Here is a 15,926-nt window from a genome sequence, read left to right on the forward strand (position 1 = left end):
GCGTGCGTCCGCGCAGGCGCGCGGGACCAAGACAGACACGCCAAACCATGGGTGGCCGCACCCCGGCGGTGCCGTCCACCCTTCCTGGAGACATCTCATGACCGATCTTTTCCGCCGTAAGCTCCTGCAGGGAGGTGGCGCAATCCTGGCATTGGGCGCCGTGGGCCGGTCCGCCTTCGCGCAGACGCCATGGCCATCCACCACCAAGCTGGTCGTGCCCTTCCAGGCCGGTGGCGGTGCCGACAACAGTGTGCGGATGATGGAGGGCATGCTCGGCAAGGCGCTGGGCACGACCATCGTGGTCGAGAACAAGCCAGGTGCGTCCGGCCTGATCGCCGCCAAGTCCGTCATCAACGCGCCGCCCGACGGCAGCGTCATCCTGTTGATGAGCAACCTGATGGTCACCCAACAGGCCATCACTGGCCGCTACGACCTGCTCAAAGACCTCAAGCCGGTGACGAAGACCACTGTGACGCCGCATGTGCTGGTCGTGCGCGGCAACTCGCCCTACAAGACCCAGGCAGACCTGATCGCTGCGATCCAGTCCGCACCGGGCAAGCTGAGTTACGCCAGCGGGGGCATCGGTTCGAACACGCACCTGATGTACGAGATTCTCAGTGATCGGGTGCCGGGCGGGCTCAAGGCGCTGCATGTGCCATTCAAGTCCGGCGCTGAGGGCGCGGTCGCGCTGTTGTCCGGCGAAGTGGACTTTTCCTTCCAGCATCCGGGCGCCGTGCTCGTCTACCTGAAGAAGGGCACCTTGCGCGCCTTGTCCATTACGGCCAACAAGCGCCCGGCGCAGTTTCCCGACGTGCCCACCGTGGCGCAAGCAGGGGTGCCCGGCTACAACTATGTGCCGTGGGGCGGGTACGCCTTGCCGGGCAAGGCCAGGCCGGAGCTGGTCGAGCGGCTGTTCACGGCGGTCAAGGCCGTCGCGAGCAAGCCCGAGTATGTGGCGTATCTGGGAAGCGTGGGTGCGAGCGTGGAGATCAGTGAGTCTGCGGCGGCGTTCGCCGAGCAACTGCGCACGGAAATCCAGACGGAACAGGCTCTGGTGAAACGCCTGGGCCTGAAGACATAGGCAAGCCAGCCCATGGCATCCACCGCTAGTCGCGCTGATGAACGGATCGCCACGAAGCTTGCGATCACGCCACAATGACAAGAGGTCTCATGACAACCAGTAATTTTGAACCGCAGTACCAACCGGCATTCCAGGGCAAGATGGGGAAGACGCTGGCAGACTCAATGCCGCACTGGTCCCCCCCCGTGCGCGCAAAAGCTGGCAGCCCCAACGTTGTCATGATCCTGCTCGACGACCTCGGGTTCTCCGACCTGGGCTGCTTTGGCGGAGAGATCGAGACGCCAAACGTCGACGCCCTGGCGGCCGGGGGGCTGCGATTCACCAACTATACAACCGTCCCCATGTGCACGCCTGCGCGCGCGGCGCTGCTCACGGGCAAGAATCCGCACAGCGTGGGATGCGGCTGGCTCTCACACCATGATCCGGGCTACCCGGGCTATAAGGGTGAGATGTCCCTGGATGCGCCCACCATGGCGGAGATCTTGAGGAGCACCGGCTACAGCACCATGGCGGTCGGCAAGTGGCACAACACCTATGACCGGAACAACTTTCCCGGCGGCGATACCAGCTCGTGGCCATTGCAGCGAGGCTTTGACCGCTTCTACGGCTTTATGTCGGCCGAGACCAGCTACTTCCAGCCGGACAATATGCTGGACGGCAACCAGTTTGCCGGCGTGGAATCTTATCCGGACGACTACTTTGCGCCAGATGACTACACCCGGCGCGCGATCGGCTGGATGGCTGAGCACCGATCCTGTTCGCCGGACAAGCCGTTCTTTCTCTACCTGGCTTTCCAGACGCCCCATGGCCCCTTGCAGGCAAAGCCAGGGGACCTGAAGAAGTACCTGGGCCGCTACGATGCCGGGTGGGATGCACTGCGCATGGCGCGCTACCAGCGGCAGCGCGCGGAAGCCGTGATCGAGCCCAACGCCGCCTACCCTGAACGCAATCCGGGCGTGGCCGCGTGGGCGGACCTGCCGCCCGAGGACCGGGCGTTGTACGCACGGTACATGGAAGTCTATGCTGCGCTGGTCGACAACGCAGACCAGAACATTGGCAAGGTCCTGGACTTCCTGCGCAGGACTGGCCAGCTTGACAACACCATTGTCATGGTGACTTCGGACAACGGCGCCAACTCCGTCGGAGGCCCGACCGGCGCCATGAACCTTCAGGCACGCCGGGCAGGGCTGCCGGACAATCCGGAGGTCAACAGGCAACTGCTGGAAGCCGGCCGCGTGGGGAGTAAAGAGACATATGTCGTCTATCCGTCCGGCTGGACACAGGTCAGCAATACGCCTTACCGGCTCTACAAGCGCACCCCAATGGCGGGCGGCATTCGCGTGCCGTTCGTAGTGCATTGGCCTAGCGGCATTGCCAGGGAGGAGCGGGGCGCTATCCGCCGGCAATGGATTCACGTGACTGACGTGTTGCCGACGGTGATGGACCTGGCCCAGACGGCGCTGCCGCCGGTGTTTAATGGCTTCCGCACCCGTGACCTGGACGGCAAGAGCTTTACTGCCAGCCTGCGCAGCGGCACGGCGCCGTCGCAGCGCAGCCGCCAGTACTACGAACTGCAGGCCAACCGGGGATATATCTCTGGCGACTGGAAGATCGTCTCCTTGCAGGTGCCGGCGCAGCGCCTCGATCTGGACAACTGGATGCTGTTCAATATCGCCGACGACCCGACCGAGATCCATGACCTCGCGGACCAGCATCCGGAGATATTGGATCGCATGGTGGCGGAGTTCGAAAGCGAAGCGACCGCGAACTACGTCTATCCGCTCGACAACCGCGATGAGCGGCGCCTGGTTTCCCTGCCTCCATATGAACTCGATCACGTCCGGTTGCCGCGAGACTTCCATCGGGAGGGCCAGGCCATTCCGGGCGCGGTGATCTCTCCCCTGATTGGCGATCGGTGCTTTGTCCTGCGGGCATCGTTTGACTGGAACACGGGGGACGAGGGCGTCATCCTTTCCATCGGCGACCGCTTCTCCGGAATGGTGCTCTACGTGGAGCAGGACGCGCTGCATTTCACGTACCAGTGGTGGTTCAGCCCGCGGACCCTGCCGCCCATCCGGCTCAAGCCGGGAAAACAGGAGTTCGAGCTCGATTTCAAGGCGACCGGCGGACGCCGGGGGGAAGCGGCTGTCACACTCAATGGCGCGCTGCACGTTGAGCGTGCCGAGTTGTCGCCGACGATGCTCCGCGCGACCAATGGCCTGAGCGTCGGCATGAGCAGGCGACTGTCTGTCAGCGAGTGCCATGAAGGCAAGGGCGCACTGCGATACACCGGGCAGATCGATCGAGTGCGGATCGAGCCGGGCGAACTGGCCAGCGACAGTCCGATCGTATCGAGCGAAGCGCTGATACAAGCCAGGATGCGCGATGCCGGGTTGAAGGGCAGCGCTGTCTGAGCGGTTCGGACGTTCGGCCAGAGGAAGGCGCAACCCGCCGGACACGCGCCACTTTGCACACTAAGGAGAAGACGATGAATGCACAAACCATGACTGCAGTTCGAACACCCAATCCCCCCGGTGGCCCCAGCGCCAGCGCAATGCTCGGCGCCCTGCGCGCTGCTAAGGTAACGCACGCCGTCACCGTGCCGGACTTCGTGCAGTTCGCACTCCACGAGAGGTTGCTCGCTGCTGATAGTGGTATCCGGCAGGTAGCCGCCTGTAGCGAGGATCAGGCACTGACGATGGCTACCGGACTGTACGTTGGCGGTGCGAAGCCGGTGGTCATGGTGCAGAACCAGGGATTCTACAAGTGCCTAAACACGCTGCGCGCAACCTGCATCGACGCCGGCGTGCCCATGGTGTTTCTTGTTGGCCAGTTCGGGCGCGAACTGGAGAACATCGGGCAACCTGCACGAGATTCCAAGCGCAGCATGGTGCGTCTGATGGAACCATTGCTGGATGCCATCGGCGTTCGGTACTGGAATATCGAAGATGAGACTGACGTCGCCCACTGCGCGGAAGCCTTTGCGCACGCGGCGGCCTGTGAGGGACCGGCGGTGCTGCTGATCGGTCGTCACGTAACCTGGAATTGAGGAGACGAAAACGATGCAAATTCAGCAAGCCTGTGCCGCCATCGCTGCGGCCCGCAACCAAGCATGCCCTGACGCACTGCTCGTATCGACGATGTCAGCCCAGTTTGCCTTCGACGCGCTGGGTGTGGCTGAGCGCCGGATCGACTCGGTCCCCTTGATGGGCGGGGCGGCTGGCCTTGGCCTGGGATTGGCGATGGCCAGGCCCGACCTTCCGGTGATCGTGGTCGATGGCGACGCCAGTCTGCTGATGGAACTGGGTGGCCTGGTCACCGTGGCTCACAACCGGCCTCAACGCTTCCTGCATATCGTGCTTCACAACAGCGTGCAGTTCAATGGCCTGGTCAATCTTGCGACCGCAGGCACAGAGCCGACGTGCGATTTCGCGGCGATGGCCAGGGCTGCCGGCTATGACGATGCGCGCACGATCGATAACCTGGACGCATTGACTGCCGCACTCCCGGAATTGCTTGCGCAGGACGGCGCCACGTTTGTCGACCTGGTGGTCGATGCAGACCCACGGCGCATCGGGCCTGACACGCCGCAGCCACTATTGCCTGAACTGCAGTTCGTGCGCATGCGCAACGCCGTACGGACCCTGCGCGCGGCGCTCAATACCTAGAAGCAGCGGCAGCTGCCGACTGATCCCTTACCCACTTCACAAGACGCCGGGACCTCGGTCCCGGCAGGCAAGGCAGATGAAGGTGGGCCCGTAACTGCGCTGTTCTCAACGTCACCAAAAGTATCACTATGCAAGCTGCCACCACAATGGAGCGGCCGTTCACCAGCATGTCCGCGCTGATTCGGGAACATGCGTTGAAGGGGGGCGATCGCACCGCACTCATTCATCGCTGCCGGAAAATCAGTTACCGGGAACTGGATGCGATGGTGGATCAGGTCGCGTCCACCTTGCAACGCGATGGGGTCCGTTCGGGGGAAGCTGTCGCCATCTGCGCAGCTTCGTCCGTCGAATATGCCGCCGTCTTTCTCGGCGCCTTGCGGGCTGGCGCAGTCGTTGCGCCGCTGGCGCCGTCTTCGACTGCAGCAAACCTGGCTGGGATGGTGGCCGACGCCAATGCCGGCATCCTGTTTGCCGATGCCGTCGTGGCTGCGATGCTGGAAGGCGTTGCCGCAGAACTCGGCAATGTGAGGCTGGCCAGGCTGGATACGCAGGCTTTCGTGGACTGGCTCGGCCCCGCCGGAAAGCCCCCGGCTGATGTGCCAGTCACGGCCCAGCAGCCCTTCAACATCATTTACTCTTCAGGGACGACCGGCACCCCCAAGGGCGTCGTGCAATCGCACGGGATGCGGTGGAACCATGTGTGCCGAAGCGCGCTCACCGGTTACGGTCAGGATTCGGTGACACTGCTTTCGACGCCCCTGTACTCCAATACGACACTGGTCAGCTTCATCCCGACCCTGGCGCTGGGTGGCACCGTCATCCTGATGGACAAGTTCGATGTCATTGACTACCTCGAACTTGCCCAGCAATACCGCGTGACAAACACCATGCTGGTGCCGGTCCAGTATCGGCGGTTGCTGGCCCATCCGGAATTCGAGCGCTACGACTTGTCGAGCTTCCGCACCAAGTTTTGCACTAGCGCGCCTTTCTCTGCCGAACTCAAGGCCGACGTGCTAAGGCGCTGGCCCGGCGGGCTGGTCGAACTGTATGGCATGACGGAAGGGGGCGGCACGTGCATGCTCGCCGCGCATGCGTTTCCTGACAAGCTGCATACCGTGGGGCAGCCAGCGCCCGGCTCTGACATTCGTGTCATCGATGAGCACGGAAACGAACTCCCATCTGGTGCGGTTGGAGAGATTGTGGGCAAATCCGCGGGAATGATGTCTGCCTACCAAAATCAGCCAGAGAAGACCGCCGAGGCTGAATGGTACAGCCCCCAGGGTGAGCGCTTTATCCGCACTGGTGATATGGGACGCTTCGATGAGGACGGCTTCCTTGTGCTTGTCGATCGCAAGAAGGACATGATCATTTCCGGTGGCTTCAATATCTTTCCCAGTGATCTTGAAGCGGAGCTCATTCTGCATCCCGCGGTAGCGGATGTCGCGGTGGTAGGCGTCCCCTCGGAAAGATGGGGGGAGACTCCCGTGGCATTTGTGGTGGTTCGGCCAGGCCAGGCGCCTACAAGTGAGGCGTTGCTCCTGTGGGTCAACGACCGGCTGGGCAAGATGCAGCGGCTTGCAGCGGTGCATCTCACCGCCGAGTTGCCTCGCAGCGCAATTGGCAAAGTACTCAAGCGCGAGCTGTTGCACGGATTCAGATCCGGAAATGGCGAATCCCGTGATACCGCTGGCTGAATTCTGGCAACCGATTGCGCTGCACACGGTTCGATGCCTGGCACCGTTTCACGGGCGCCAGAATCCGTACGCCGCCTTCTGATCAAGTTTGCGTGGCAATGCAAGGAAGGTCGGCCTTACTGACGCCGTTTCAATGGAGGCCAATTCCATGACGAGCTTTACCCGCCGCGACATCCTGAAATGCGCCGCCTGCATGCTGGCGATCCCCGCAACGAAAGTCCTGGCGGCAGGCGCCTTCCCATCACGGCCTATCACCGTCATCGTTCCGCTGCCAGCCGGTGGCGCCGCGGATGTCCTGGTTCGGAAACTCTGCGTTTCGCTACAGAAGCGCCTCGGCCAGTCGGTTGTGGTGGACAACAAGCCGGGCGGGATTTATCAGATTGCCATGCAGACGATAGCGAGAGCTCCTGCGGACGGCTACACCCTGATCGCCCTGAATTCGGGCATGGTGGCAGCGCAAGCGTCGCTGCGTCGCTACGACCTGCTCAAGCAACTGGCGCCCATCGGCCGAACCAGCATGACCCCTGGGGCATTTGCCATACCTCCCAACAGCGCCTATCGGACCTTGAAGGAGCTGATCGAGTATGCCCGCGCGAACCCCGGGAAGGTGAACTACGCTACGCCCGGGCCCGGAACGCTGGAGCACCTGGCAAGCGTCAAGTTCGCAAGGCATTTCAACCTGGACGTGGTACCCGTACCTTTCAAGGGTGGGCCCGACATGCTGACCGCTCTTTCCCGCGGCGACGTGCAGTTCGCCATCAGTGCGGTGCCCGTCGTTGCCAGCTTTGCACAGAAGAAGCTGGTTCGCGTGCTCGCCGTTACCGATGAGAAGCGCACGGCGGCGCTGCCCGATACGCCCACGCTGGCCGAGTTGGGCATCCAGGGACTGAATCTCGTTTTCTGGGGCGCCCTCGCTGCACCAAAGGGGACGCCCGCGCATGTCATTGAAGCGCTCTCTGCCGTGGTCAGCGCTGTCCTGAGAGAGCCTGATCTGCGGGAAAGCTTTGCTGCGGCTGGAAGCGAGGTCAGACCATCAACGGCTGCTGAAGTGGATAATGGGATCGTTGCGGACCTTGCGTGGATGACGTCGGCCGCCAAGTCAGCCAATCTGGTCGTGGCTGACTGAGCTTTTCAATCGATGCCTTCACTTCCCGGTGCGTCGCTGTTGCCCGCTACAGCCGCTAATCGTCTCGCCAGTTTCCTGATGCCATGGCACTGCGGCATCAGTTCCGAATCGCTGCGTGCCGACCTGATGGCCGGTCTGCTTGGTGCCGTGCTGGTCCTGCCGCAAGGGGTTGCCTTTGCCACACTGGCCGGCATGCCGCCGCAGTACGGCATCTATACGGCGGTGGTCCCATGCATCGTCGCGGCCTTGTTTGGATCGAGCCGGCATGTGATGTCGGGCCCGACCAATGCCAACTCCCTGGCCTTGTTCGCCATGTTGAGCCCGCTCGCCATCGCTGGCAGCGCCGAGTACATCAGTCTGGTGCTGGCGGTGACCATTCTGGTTGGCGTGCTGCAACTGGCGGTCGGCGCGCTGCGGCTGGGGTCCCTTGCCAACTTCATCTCTCCATCGGTGCTGCTGGGGTTCACCTGCGGTGCCGCCACCCTGATCGCGTTGTATGCGCTCAAGGACCTGTTCGGATTGCCGGTGCCCACCGGCACCAATGCGTTTGGCGTGGTGCGCTTCCTGTTCGAGAACATGTCCAGCGTCCATTGGGGTGCCTCCGCGGTCGGCGCTGTCACGCTGGTAGTCACGCTGGTGGTCAAGCGCGTTTCACGCCGGCTGCCCTTCACTCTGCTCGGCCTGCTGGCCGGCTATGGCTTCGCCTTGGTGCTGAACGCCACGGACCTGGGCGGCCATGTGAATGTGATTGGCCAGATCCCCTCGGCGATCCCACGCTTTCATTTACCGAGTACTCCTTGGCAAATCATTCCCGCCCTGCCGGGCGTGGTTGCCGCGCTGACCATCGTCGCGCTCGGCCAGTCGATTTCCATCGCCAAGGCAGTAGCGCTGCGTTCCGGTCAGCACGTGGATGCCAACCGCGAATTCATCGGACAGGGCCTGTCCAACATTGCCGGTGGCCTGTTCTCCTCCTATGTCTCCTGCGGTTCGCTTAACCGCTCCATGCCCAACTTCGAGGCCGGTGCGCAGACGCCGCTGGCCAGTGTGTTTTCCTCCCTGCTACTGGTGGCGCTGGTGAGCGTCAGCGCGCCGCTGCTGGCGCAGATTCCGCTCGCGGCCATTGCTGCTACGCTGATCCTGGTGGCATGGGGATTGTTCGATTTCGCCCGACTCAGGCGCATCGCACGCCTGAGCCGAACCGAGTTCGCTATCGCGCTCGGCACCTTCGCGGCCACGCTGGTGATCCGCCTGGAGATGGCCGTGCTGCTCGGAGCTACGCTCTCGCTGGTGGCCTATCTGTACCGCACCTCGCGACCCGCCGTGCGCAGCCTGGTGCCGGATGCGGACGACCCCGACCGCCGCTTCACCCCGCTGGACGAACTGCCGCGGCTCCGGCTCGAATGTCCGCAGCTGAAGCTACTGCGCATGGAAGGCGCGATCTTCTTCGGCGCAGTGCAGTATGTGGCCGACTGCCTGCATCGGCTGCGCACGGTCAGTCCTGGCCAGACCCATTTGCTGGTCATGACGAAGAGCATGAACTTCATCGACCTGGCAGGCGCGGAGATGTGGGAAAGCGAGCTGACCGAGCGCCGCGCCGCGGGCGGCGATCTGTACTTCCACCGCCCGCGCGCGCAGGTGCAGCGGACCTGGGAACAGACCGGCTTTCGCGCCAAGCTGGGCGATAACCATGTCTTCCCGACCAAGCGCCAGGCCCTGCACGCCGTCATCGCGCGGCTCGACCCTGACATCTGCGCGGGGTGCGGCGTGCGCATCTTTGAGGAATGCGCGAACCGGCCCATCAGAAAAGGAATCAGCTGAACGCGAATGCTTTTCCCGATCGAATTGCCGCCGTGGCCATGTGAGCAGGCGAGATCATGCTTCGCTTCGAATACGAGGCACTCGGACATATCGCACAGCAGATTAGAGTCCACCTGTAATGCGCACCTACAATGGCGTTTTCCAAGGCACAACCGCCGCTCGAATGTTGGAGTGAAGCGAAAGGCGAGCGTCCGGAGATGGCCGAACCCGGAAGTCCATCGGTCGCCGACCTCCGCCGCGGCGTCGAACTTCCGCTCCCGACCCATATCGGACTTCGCTTTCAAAAACGACCAACGGCAGCTTTTGAGATTCAAGCGGTCATCGAGGTAGGAGTCGTCGCCGGCACCTTATCGGGCATGCCTGCCGTTGAATGCAACAGAACCAGCAACAACATGATCAGGCCTGCGCTCTTTAATCAGGTGCCTGCCTCGGAGAAAGGCCCGATGCGAGCATTGGCTGGCATCGGGCAAGAAGGCCGGTGGGCACTACCCCACCGGACGGTAGGCGGCAGAGAGGTCAGAAGTTGTGGTTGATGCCAACGTTGAAGGCAGAGTTTCCGGCGAGTGGGTTGCCGACGTCATTGGCATTCCATACGCGGTAGAAGCCGGACTTGGCCGTGTTCGCCGCGCGGTTCCAGATGTGAGCGTAGGACGTATAGAGCCTGGTCCGCTTGGAGAGGCTATGTACGTAGCCGATTGCAAACTGATGGGCATCGTTGTTGGCGTCGGTCCGATCGTTCTTGTAGATGTATGACGTCACGACCCGCCCGGCGCCGACTGGAATCGAAGCCCCCACCAACACGTCTTCCGATTTGAAGTTGGGCGTGCCCGGTACGATGGCGCCCCGGTTGATCACGTAGTTGAAGTAGCCCGTCGCGAGCCCGAAGTCGTACTTGGCACCGAAGAACACTTCCCGTGCATTCCTGCCAGGGCCGTTGGCGTCATGGGCGTCCGCGTATGCAACACGCCCCTGGAAGTTCCCCCCCGAGTAGCCGAGTGCCGCGCCAAACTGGCTGTTGGTGGCCGCGCTGCCGGGCACTTCGCCAAAGCTATAGGACAGTTCGCCATCGAGGCCGCCGAGTGTGCCCGGCAGCTTGTATTTAAGGGCGTTGTCGACGCGGTTGCTGCCGCCTCGACCGCCGGCTGAAATCAGGTTTGCAGACGTGCCGGCCAAGCCAGTCACAAACGGATCGAACTCCACTTGTGCCAGCGCCAGCGTTGTGTATTGCCGCCCCATCGTGATGCGGCCCGGCAATGCGTCGAGTCCGACGTAGGCCTGCCTGCCGAACAGTAGGCCGCCCTGACCTGATGCGCCAGTATCCATCAGGATGCCGGCTTCCAGCGTAAAGAACGCTGCCGTGCCCCCGCCTAATTCCTCGCGTCCGCGCATGCCAACGCGCGAGCCTGACATCATGCCGCTCGTGACCTTTGTTACCGAACCAGCTGCCGCGCCGTTTTCGTGTACCAGCCCGACGTCCGCTACGCCATACAGATTCACGCTGGACGACTGCGCCGCGGCATAGATCGAGTGCCCACCTGCGCCGAATGCCACCGCCGCGCCGAGCACGCATCTTGCCAACATCGCTCGCTTCATTCCCATGTCGGTTTTCATTCTAAATTTTTTAAAATATGCAAATATTTATGGAATATCCAAATTTGAGCGTGGCGCGCACGAGGGCGCCAATCAGCCTGGTGGACTGTGAGCCTGCTCCTGGTTGGGATCCCGTCGGGTGCGGCGCAGATCTACAGCGTTGCCGCGAAGTGCCGCGTGGTCTCTAGTAGCGAATAGGTGGCCTTGAAGCCGATTTCTCGGCGAGCGGCACTGACGTCGGACGGCGCCGGTCGTGCATACGGAAATCCGGCAAAGCCGCCCTCGGGCAGCCTGAGCTCGGTGGTCTGCAGCGCCGGATAACATTGGCGCACGACATCGATGAACGCTTCAACCGAGAACCATTCGCCGGTAGCGATGTTGTACACGCGTTGGCGCGGCGCCGGTGCGGTCAGTGCAGCGATGTTGGCGATAGCGCAGTCCCGGGCATCGATAAATTCCTCACAGCCGTTCCACAACAGAATCGAGTCGTCCAGCCTTGCAGACACTCCGGTGCGTCCGGCTTCGAGCAGCGTGGCCAGTAACCGGCCCGGCACACTGGTGACCGCGTCCCGTCCCGCGCCGAGCACAGCGCCGTAGCGCAGCACGACCGCATCGACGTCATAGAGCGAGGCGTAGGCGAGCGCGAGATGCTCGCCAGCCAGCTTGGTGGCCGCATAGATACTGCCAGGCCGTTCGCTGAGGACCCGCAACGGGAAATCCTCGGCGATCGGTGTGGCAGGCAGGGACGGGAAGGCTGAGTACATGACGGTGGTCGAGCTGGCAATCACGACACGCGAGAGCTTACGCTGGCGTGCCAGCTCAAGAACGTTTGCCGTTCCCATCGTATTGACCCGGATGCCGGCGAGTGGATCCTTGCGAATGGCAGTGGAAAGCAAGGCCGCCGTATGGACGATAGCGGTGACCCCATGCTCGTCCACCAGGCGGGACAATGCGTCGTAGTCGGTCACATCGCACAATGCCAGCGGCAGCGCGCCCAGTTCAGCGGAATCGGGCCGCCTCACGTCGGCGAGCAGCACAGATTCTCCCCGGGCCAGCAACTGTGCGGCGGTCAGACGGCCGATCAGGCCGGCGCCGGTGACTAATATCGTCATGGCAGCTCCTCAGTCGGCCTGAATGCCGAATTCCTTGACGATCCGGCCATAGCGCTCGTAGTCAGCAGCGATCAGCTTGCCAAGGGAGGCTGGGTCGCTGCCCTGCGGCGTCACGGCAACCGTTGCCATCCTGGCGACGACGTCCGGCATCTTCAGGATGTCGTTGAAGTGCTTGTTCAGCGTCAGAACCAGTTCCGGGGACATGCCCTTCGGACCCACCACGGCCTGCCAGGCACCAACCTCGACATCCTTGTAGCCAAGCTCGGCCAGGGACGGCACGTTCGGCGCGAATGGCGAACGCTTCTTATCCGCGACGGCCAGCGGAATCAGCTTGCCCGACGGGAAGTACTGGGACACCGGCCCAAGCGTGGAGTACATCATCGGCACCTGCCCGCCCAGCAAGTCGACCACCGCGGGGGCGCTGCCGCGGTAGGGGATCTGGGTGAGCTTGATGCCGGCCGATTTGTTGAACAGTTCCGCCAGTATGTGCATTGGCGACCCGTTGCCCGGACTGCCATAGGTTTTCAGCGTACCGGCTTTAGCATGCGTGACGAAGTCTTCCATCCGGGTGACACCGGCGGCCTTATTGACCACAACGAACAGCGATTGCGTGCCAAGTAGCGTGATCGGCGTCAGATCCTTGCGCGGGTCGTAGGAGGCGCCCGTGCCGGGCCGCAGCACGTGCGGAGAGATTGAGATTGTGTTCGGGGCGAACAGCAGCGTATAGCCATCCGGCGCAGCCTTTGCCACGTAAGCCGTGCCAATGGTTCCGCCGGCGCCGGTGCGGTTCTCCACCACGACGGGCTGCCCAAGCCGCGCAGTCAGCTTCTCGGCAAAGAGGCGTGCCAGCACATCAGTATCGCCGCCGGCTGGATAGGCCACGAGAAGCGTGACCGGCTTGGTTGGATAGCTGCCCTGCGCAGTGGCTCCGCCCGCCGCAAGTAGGGTGGTAATCGCTGCCAGGCCAACCAATGCCCGGCGTCTCGCGGATTTCTTCATGTGATCCAACTCCTCTAGGTGCATTGCGGCCCGCCGGGCCTCACAGCAATTCCGGCGCTTACCGCACCATGTTCATATATGAAACAACGTTTCAATGAAAACCCGTAGAAATTATAAATTTAGATTTATTGAATAAAAGATGGCGTTTACCCTGCGTAGGCAAAGGGTGCGGAAATGGCTCTTTTCCGGCTGCACACGGGCGAAATTCAGGCCCGAATTGGTAATCCTACCGATCGGCGGCACCCGCTCTGGTCTCCGGATAGTGCAAAATTTCGTTGTTGGAGGTAAATTTATGAAATTGCAGGTGTCCTATAGATACCGGCCAGCCCTTGCCGCTCATCCATCCAACAACAAATCATGCGGACTTCCGATTTGCCGCGCAGGCTGCAGCACGCAGAGCCGGCGCCAACCCAGACCATTTCCGAGAAGGCGTATCAACTGCTGCGCGCAGACATCATTGCGGGCAGCCTGCCCCCTGGAGAAAAGCTTCGCCTGCAGGCATTGCAGGAACGCTACGAACTCGGCGTGAGCCCGATCCGCGAGGCCCTAATGCTCCTCTGCGGCGAAGGACTAGTCAGCAATGAGGGGCAAAGGGGCTTCAGCGTGACCAAGCTCTCCAGGAGTGATCTGCTCGATCTGATGCATGCGCGCACCTCGATCGAACTGCTCCTGCTGGCCGATGCCATTGAGCATGGCGACGATGACTGGGGCGCGAACATCATGGCCGCCTATTACAAGCTGACCAGAGCGCGGCTGCCGACCGATGCATCGGACACGGTCGCAGTGGAACTGTGGGAAACGGCTCACCGGCGCTTTCACCTCGCGCTGGTTGCAGCGGCTACGTCGAAGTGGCTACTGCGCATCGACGAACAACTGGTCGACCATTCTGAGCGGTATCGTCGAATTCGCCTTGCCTACCCGCGCTCGAGCAAGGAACTGGCCGACGACGTGTTGAAGGAACACCTGGACCTCATGGAGGCGGTGCTCGCGCGCGACACGGAGAAGGCCTCCGCGCTGCTGCGGCACCACCTGATGCGCACGGCCGAAGTCCTCAGCAAGCGCTTTGCCGACTAGCCCTAATTTCAGGGCTTGTCGGGCAGCGCGACGTAGGCCACGATTTCGATGCGCATGCCTGGCACTACCAATGCCTTGGCGATCACCGTCGAACGATTTGGATAAGGCGGGGCAAAGAACTCTCTATAGACCGCATCGACTACCGGCACGTCAACGGCTTCCAGCAGGGTGATCAGCACCTGCACCACATCGTTCAGGTCCGCGCCCGCTGCTTCGGTCGCTAACTTCAGGTTCTCAAACGTCAGGCGCGCCTGCCGGGCGATATCGCCGGTATCCACCGACCCGTCCGGACGGACTGGACCGTGCGCCGTGAACAGCAGACCTGCGGCCTGGGTCGCCCAGGAAAATGGCTGTGCCGGGGCGGGCAAGCCAGTCTCAATGACCTGCTTCACTGTGAGGTCTCCTTGACGAGTTGCGCGAGCCGCGCATACCAAGGGTGGGAAGGGTCGGAAAGCGCAGTATGTGTGCGGAAATGATCCTCGCCCGCGAGCATGTAGCAATCAACGGGTGCCGGCTGCATCCTCAGCATGGCGTACATGGCGAGATTGGAGCGGATCACCCGCTCGCTGTCATGTTCGCCGTAGCTGAGCACCATCGGAACGGTATTGCCAGCAGACCACGTCAGCGGACTCATTGCCGCATCCAGCTCCTGCGAATCGAGCAATGCGGTGTACACCCGCTCCTCAAGACTCCCGGGCGCCGGGTTCGGGTGGTGCAGGTTCATGATGCCACTGATAGGCAGGCAACCGCGAATGGCCTGCTGGTCAACGCCCATCGCGCGCAGTTGTGGCTTTCGCATCGCCGCCATTGCCGCAATACCGCCGCCCGCCGAATGGCCTGAAAGATACACTTGAGAGGGAGAGCCGCCCCAAGTGGCAATGCTCTTCTGCACCGTGGCCAGGAGCAGCACCGCGTCGTCAAACGCTGCGGGCAATCTGTGGGCCGGCGCCAGCCGATACGTGGGCGCCACCAAGACCATGCCAAGGCTTATCACCATAGGCGCAAGGAACGAGACGTATTCCTTGTAGCCGTTCGTCCAGCCACCACCATGCCAGAAGATCAGGACAGGCGCGTCGCGGAACCCTCTTGCCGTGAACACATCGAACCGCTGCTGCTGGTCGGTACCGTAGGTGAGGTCGCGCAAAGCGACGACGCTTTCCGGTAGGTGTTTCGCCCAGTCAAGGACAGTACATTCATACGCCCCTGCGGCCGCGGTGGGCAGCGGTGGCTGAGAGGACTCTGGTTCACTCACGAACTGGTCTGACGTTTTCACTTTGCATCCAAATCAAGTGCGTGCCACCGGCATATGTCGCTCCCTGGCATATTTGCAAAATGTACATCAACAATGATCTTGTTTGCAAGATCATAATTTATAAATTATTTTGCACGATGTGTGTGCCGGTGCAGAGGAGTCGGGGTTGTCACATGGACCTACACTGCAACGTATGCGCAGCCGTTCGAGTGTCTCAGCACAAGCGCAACCGAACGGCTCCTCATGGCCGGAATGGGCCTTCCGACCGGTACCTGACAGTCGGCGCGTCCCGACCCTGAAGAGACATACGTGGTTTTCGATAGTTGCCCTTCAGGGCCCGAGACTGCAACGCACGCTCAATGAGAGACAGCCGACAGACCAGATCTGAGAGGCACGTATCTGAGCTAACGCGGACGATTGGTCTGCGTAAGTGTCGACTATCACCACTATGTCGTCATCGGCGAGAAGACGTTTATCACGTCGGTCATGCGCGCTGATTATTTCACCGTGGC

14 protein-coding genes are annotated in these 15,926 nt (G+C 62.1%); 9 read left to right on the forward strand and 5 right to left on the reverse strand.

Going from position 1 to position 15,926, the window contains the following annotated elements; all coding sequences use genetic code 11:
- The first annotated feature begins 97 nt into the window (after positions 1-97).
- From AC3WLE_RS11060 to AC3WLE_RS11095, 8 genes are all read left to right on the forward strand, one after another.
- Positions 98-1,081 carry a Bug family tripartite tricarboxylate transporter substrate binding protein gene (locus AC3WLE_RS11060; protein ID WP_492356329.1) on the forward strand — a complete coding sequence of 328 codons (984 nt, stop codon included), beginning with the start codon at positions 98-100 and terminating at the stop codon, positions 1,079-1,081.
- Between the two features lie 89 nt (positions 1,082-1,170).
- On the forward strand, positions 1,171-3,495 hold the full coding sequence (locus tag AC3WLE_RS11065; RefSeq protein ID WP_492318047.1) for an arylsulfatase: 2,325 nt from the start codon (positions 1,171-1,173) through the stop codon (positions 3,493-3,495).
- Positions 3,496-3,569: 74 nt separating this feature from the next.
- Positions 3,570-4,130 (forward strand): thiamine pyrophosphate-binding protein, encoded by a 561-nt coding sequence (locus tag AC3WLE_RS11070; protein ID WP_492318046.1) that lies wholly within the window; start codon positions 3,570-3,572, stop codon positions 4,128-4,130.
- Between the two features lie 13 nt (positions 4,131-4,143).
- Positions 4,144-4,749: a thiamine pyrophosphate-dependent enzyme gene (locus AC3WLE_RS11075; RefSeq protein ID WP_492318045.1), complete on the forward strand. Its 606-nt coding sequence runs from the start codon at positions 4,144-4,146 to the stop codon at positions 4,747-4,749.
- 128 nt (positions 4,750-4,877) lie between these two features.
- Positions 4,878-6,443 carry a class I adenylate-forming enzyme family protein gene (locus AC3WLE_RS11080; RefSeq protein WP_492318044.1) on the forward strand — a complete coding sequence of 522 codons (1,566 nt, stop codon included), beginning with the start codon at positions 4,878-4,880 and terminating at the stop codon, positions 6,441-6,443.
- Between the two features lie 148 nt (positions 6,444-6,591).
- Positions 6,592-7,569 carry a Bug family tripartite tricarboxylate transporter substrate binding protein gene (locus tag AC3WLE_RS11085; RefSeq protein WP_492318043.1) on the forward strand — a complete coding sequence of 326 codons (978 nt, stop codon included), beginning with the start codon at positions 6,592-6,594 and terminating at the stop codon, positions 7,567-7,569.
- A gap of 78 nt (positions 7,570-7,647) precedes the next feature.
- Positions 7,648-9,387, forward strand: coding sequence for a SulP family inorganic anion transporter (locus AC3WLE_RS11090; RefSeq protein WP_492356363.1), 1,740 nt, complete (start codon positions 7,648-7,650; stop codon positions 9,385-9,387).
- Positions 9,388-9,518: 131 nt separating this feature from the next.
- Positions 9,519-9,920, forward strand: coding sequence for a hypothetical protein (locus tag AC3WLE_RS11095; protein ID WP_492318041.1), 402 nt, complete (start codon positions 9,519-9,521; stop codon positions 9,918-9,920).
- Here the strand turns inward: AC3WLE_RS11095 and AC3WLE_RS11100 are convergent.
- The 3 genes from AC3WLE_RS11100 to AC3WLE_RS11110 form a co-directional block, all read right to left on the reverse strand.
- Positions 9,904-10,998 carry a porin gene (locus AC3WLE_RS11100; protein WP_492356330.1) on the reverse strand — a complete coding sequence of 365 codons (1,095 nt, stop codon included), beginning with the start codon at positions 10,996-10,998 and terminating at the stop codon, positions 9,904-9,906. The genes AC3WLE_RS11095 and AC3WLE_RS11100 overlap by 17 nt on opposite strands.
- A 131-nt stretch (positions 10,999-11,129) precedes the next feature.
- A complete protein-coding gene (locus AC3WLE_RS11105; protein ID WP_492318039.1) occupies positions 11,130-12,089 on the reverse strand; it encodes an NAD-dependent epimerase/dehydratase family protein in 960 nt (319 codons plus the stop codon).
- A 9-nt stretch (positions 12,090-12,098) separates the two neighbouring features.
- Positions 12,099-13,088: a Bug family tripartite tricarboxylate transporter substrate binding protein gene (locus AC3WLE_RS11110; RefSeq protein ID WP_492318038.1), complete on the reverse strand. Its 990-nt coding sequence runs from the start codon at positions 13,086-13,088 to the stop codon at positions 12,099-12,101.
- Positions 13,089-13,445: 357 nt separating this feature from the next.
- Between AC3WLE_RS11110 and AC3WLE_RS11115 the strand changes: the two genes are divergently transcribed.
- The gene (locus tag AC3WLE_RS11115; RefSeq protein WP_492318037.1) at positions 13,446-14,162 is read left to right on the forward strand and encodes an FCD domain-containing protein; all 717 of its coding nucleotides are present in this window, start codon (positions 13,446-13,448) and stop codon (positions 14,160-14,162) included.
- Between the two features lie 8 nt (positions 14,163-14,170).
- Here AC3WLE_RS11115 and AC3WLE_RS11120 read toward each other — a convergent pair whose 3' ends face one another.
- Positions 14,171-14,554: a RidA family protein gene (locus AC3WLE_RS11120; protein WP_492318036.1), complete on the reverse strand. Its 384-nt coding sequence runs from the start codon at positions 14,552-14,554 to the stop codon at positions 14,171-14,173.
- Positions 14,551-15,435: an alpha/beta hydrolase gene (locus AC3WLE_RS11125; RefSeq protein WP_492356331.1), complete on the reverse strand. Its 885-nt coding sequence runs from the start codon at positions 15,433-15,435 to the stop codon at positions 14,551-14,553. The genes AC3WLE_RS11120 and AC3WLE_RS11125 overlap by 4 nt, the downstream gene beginning before the upstream one ends.
- Positions 15,436-15,926 lie beyond the last annotated feature (491 nt).

This window comes from Cupriavidus sp. FW306-1B-F12B (genome assembly GCF_058781795.1).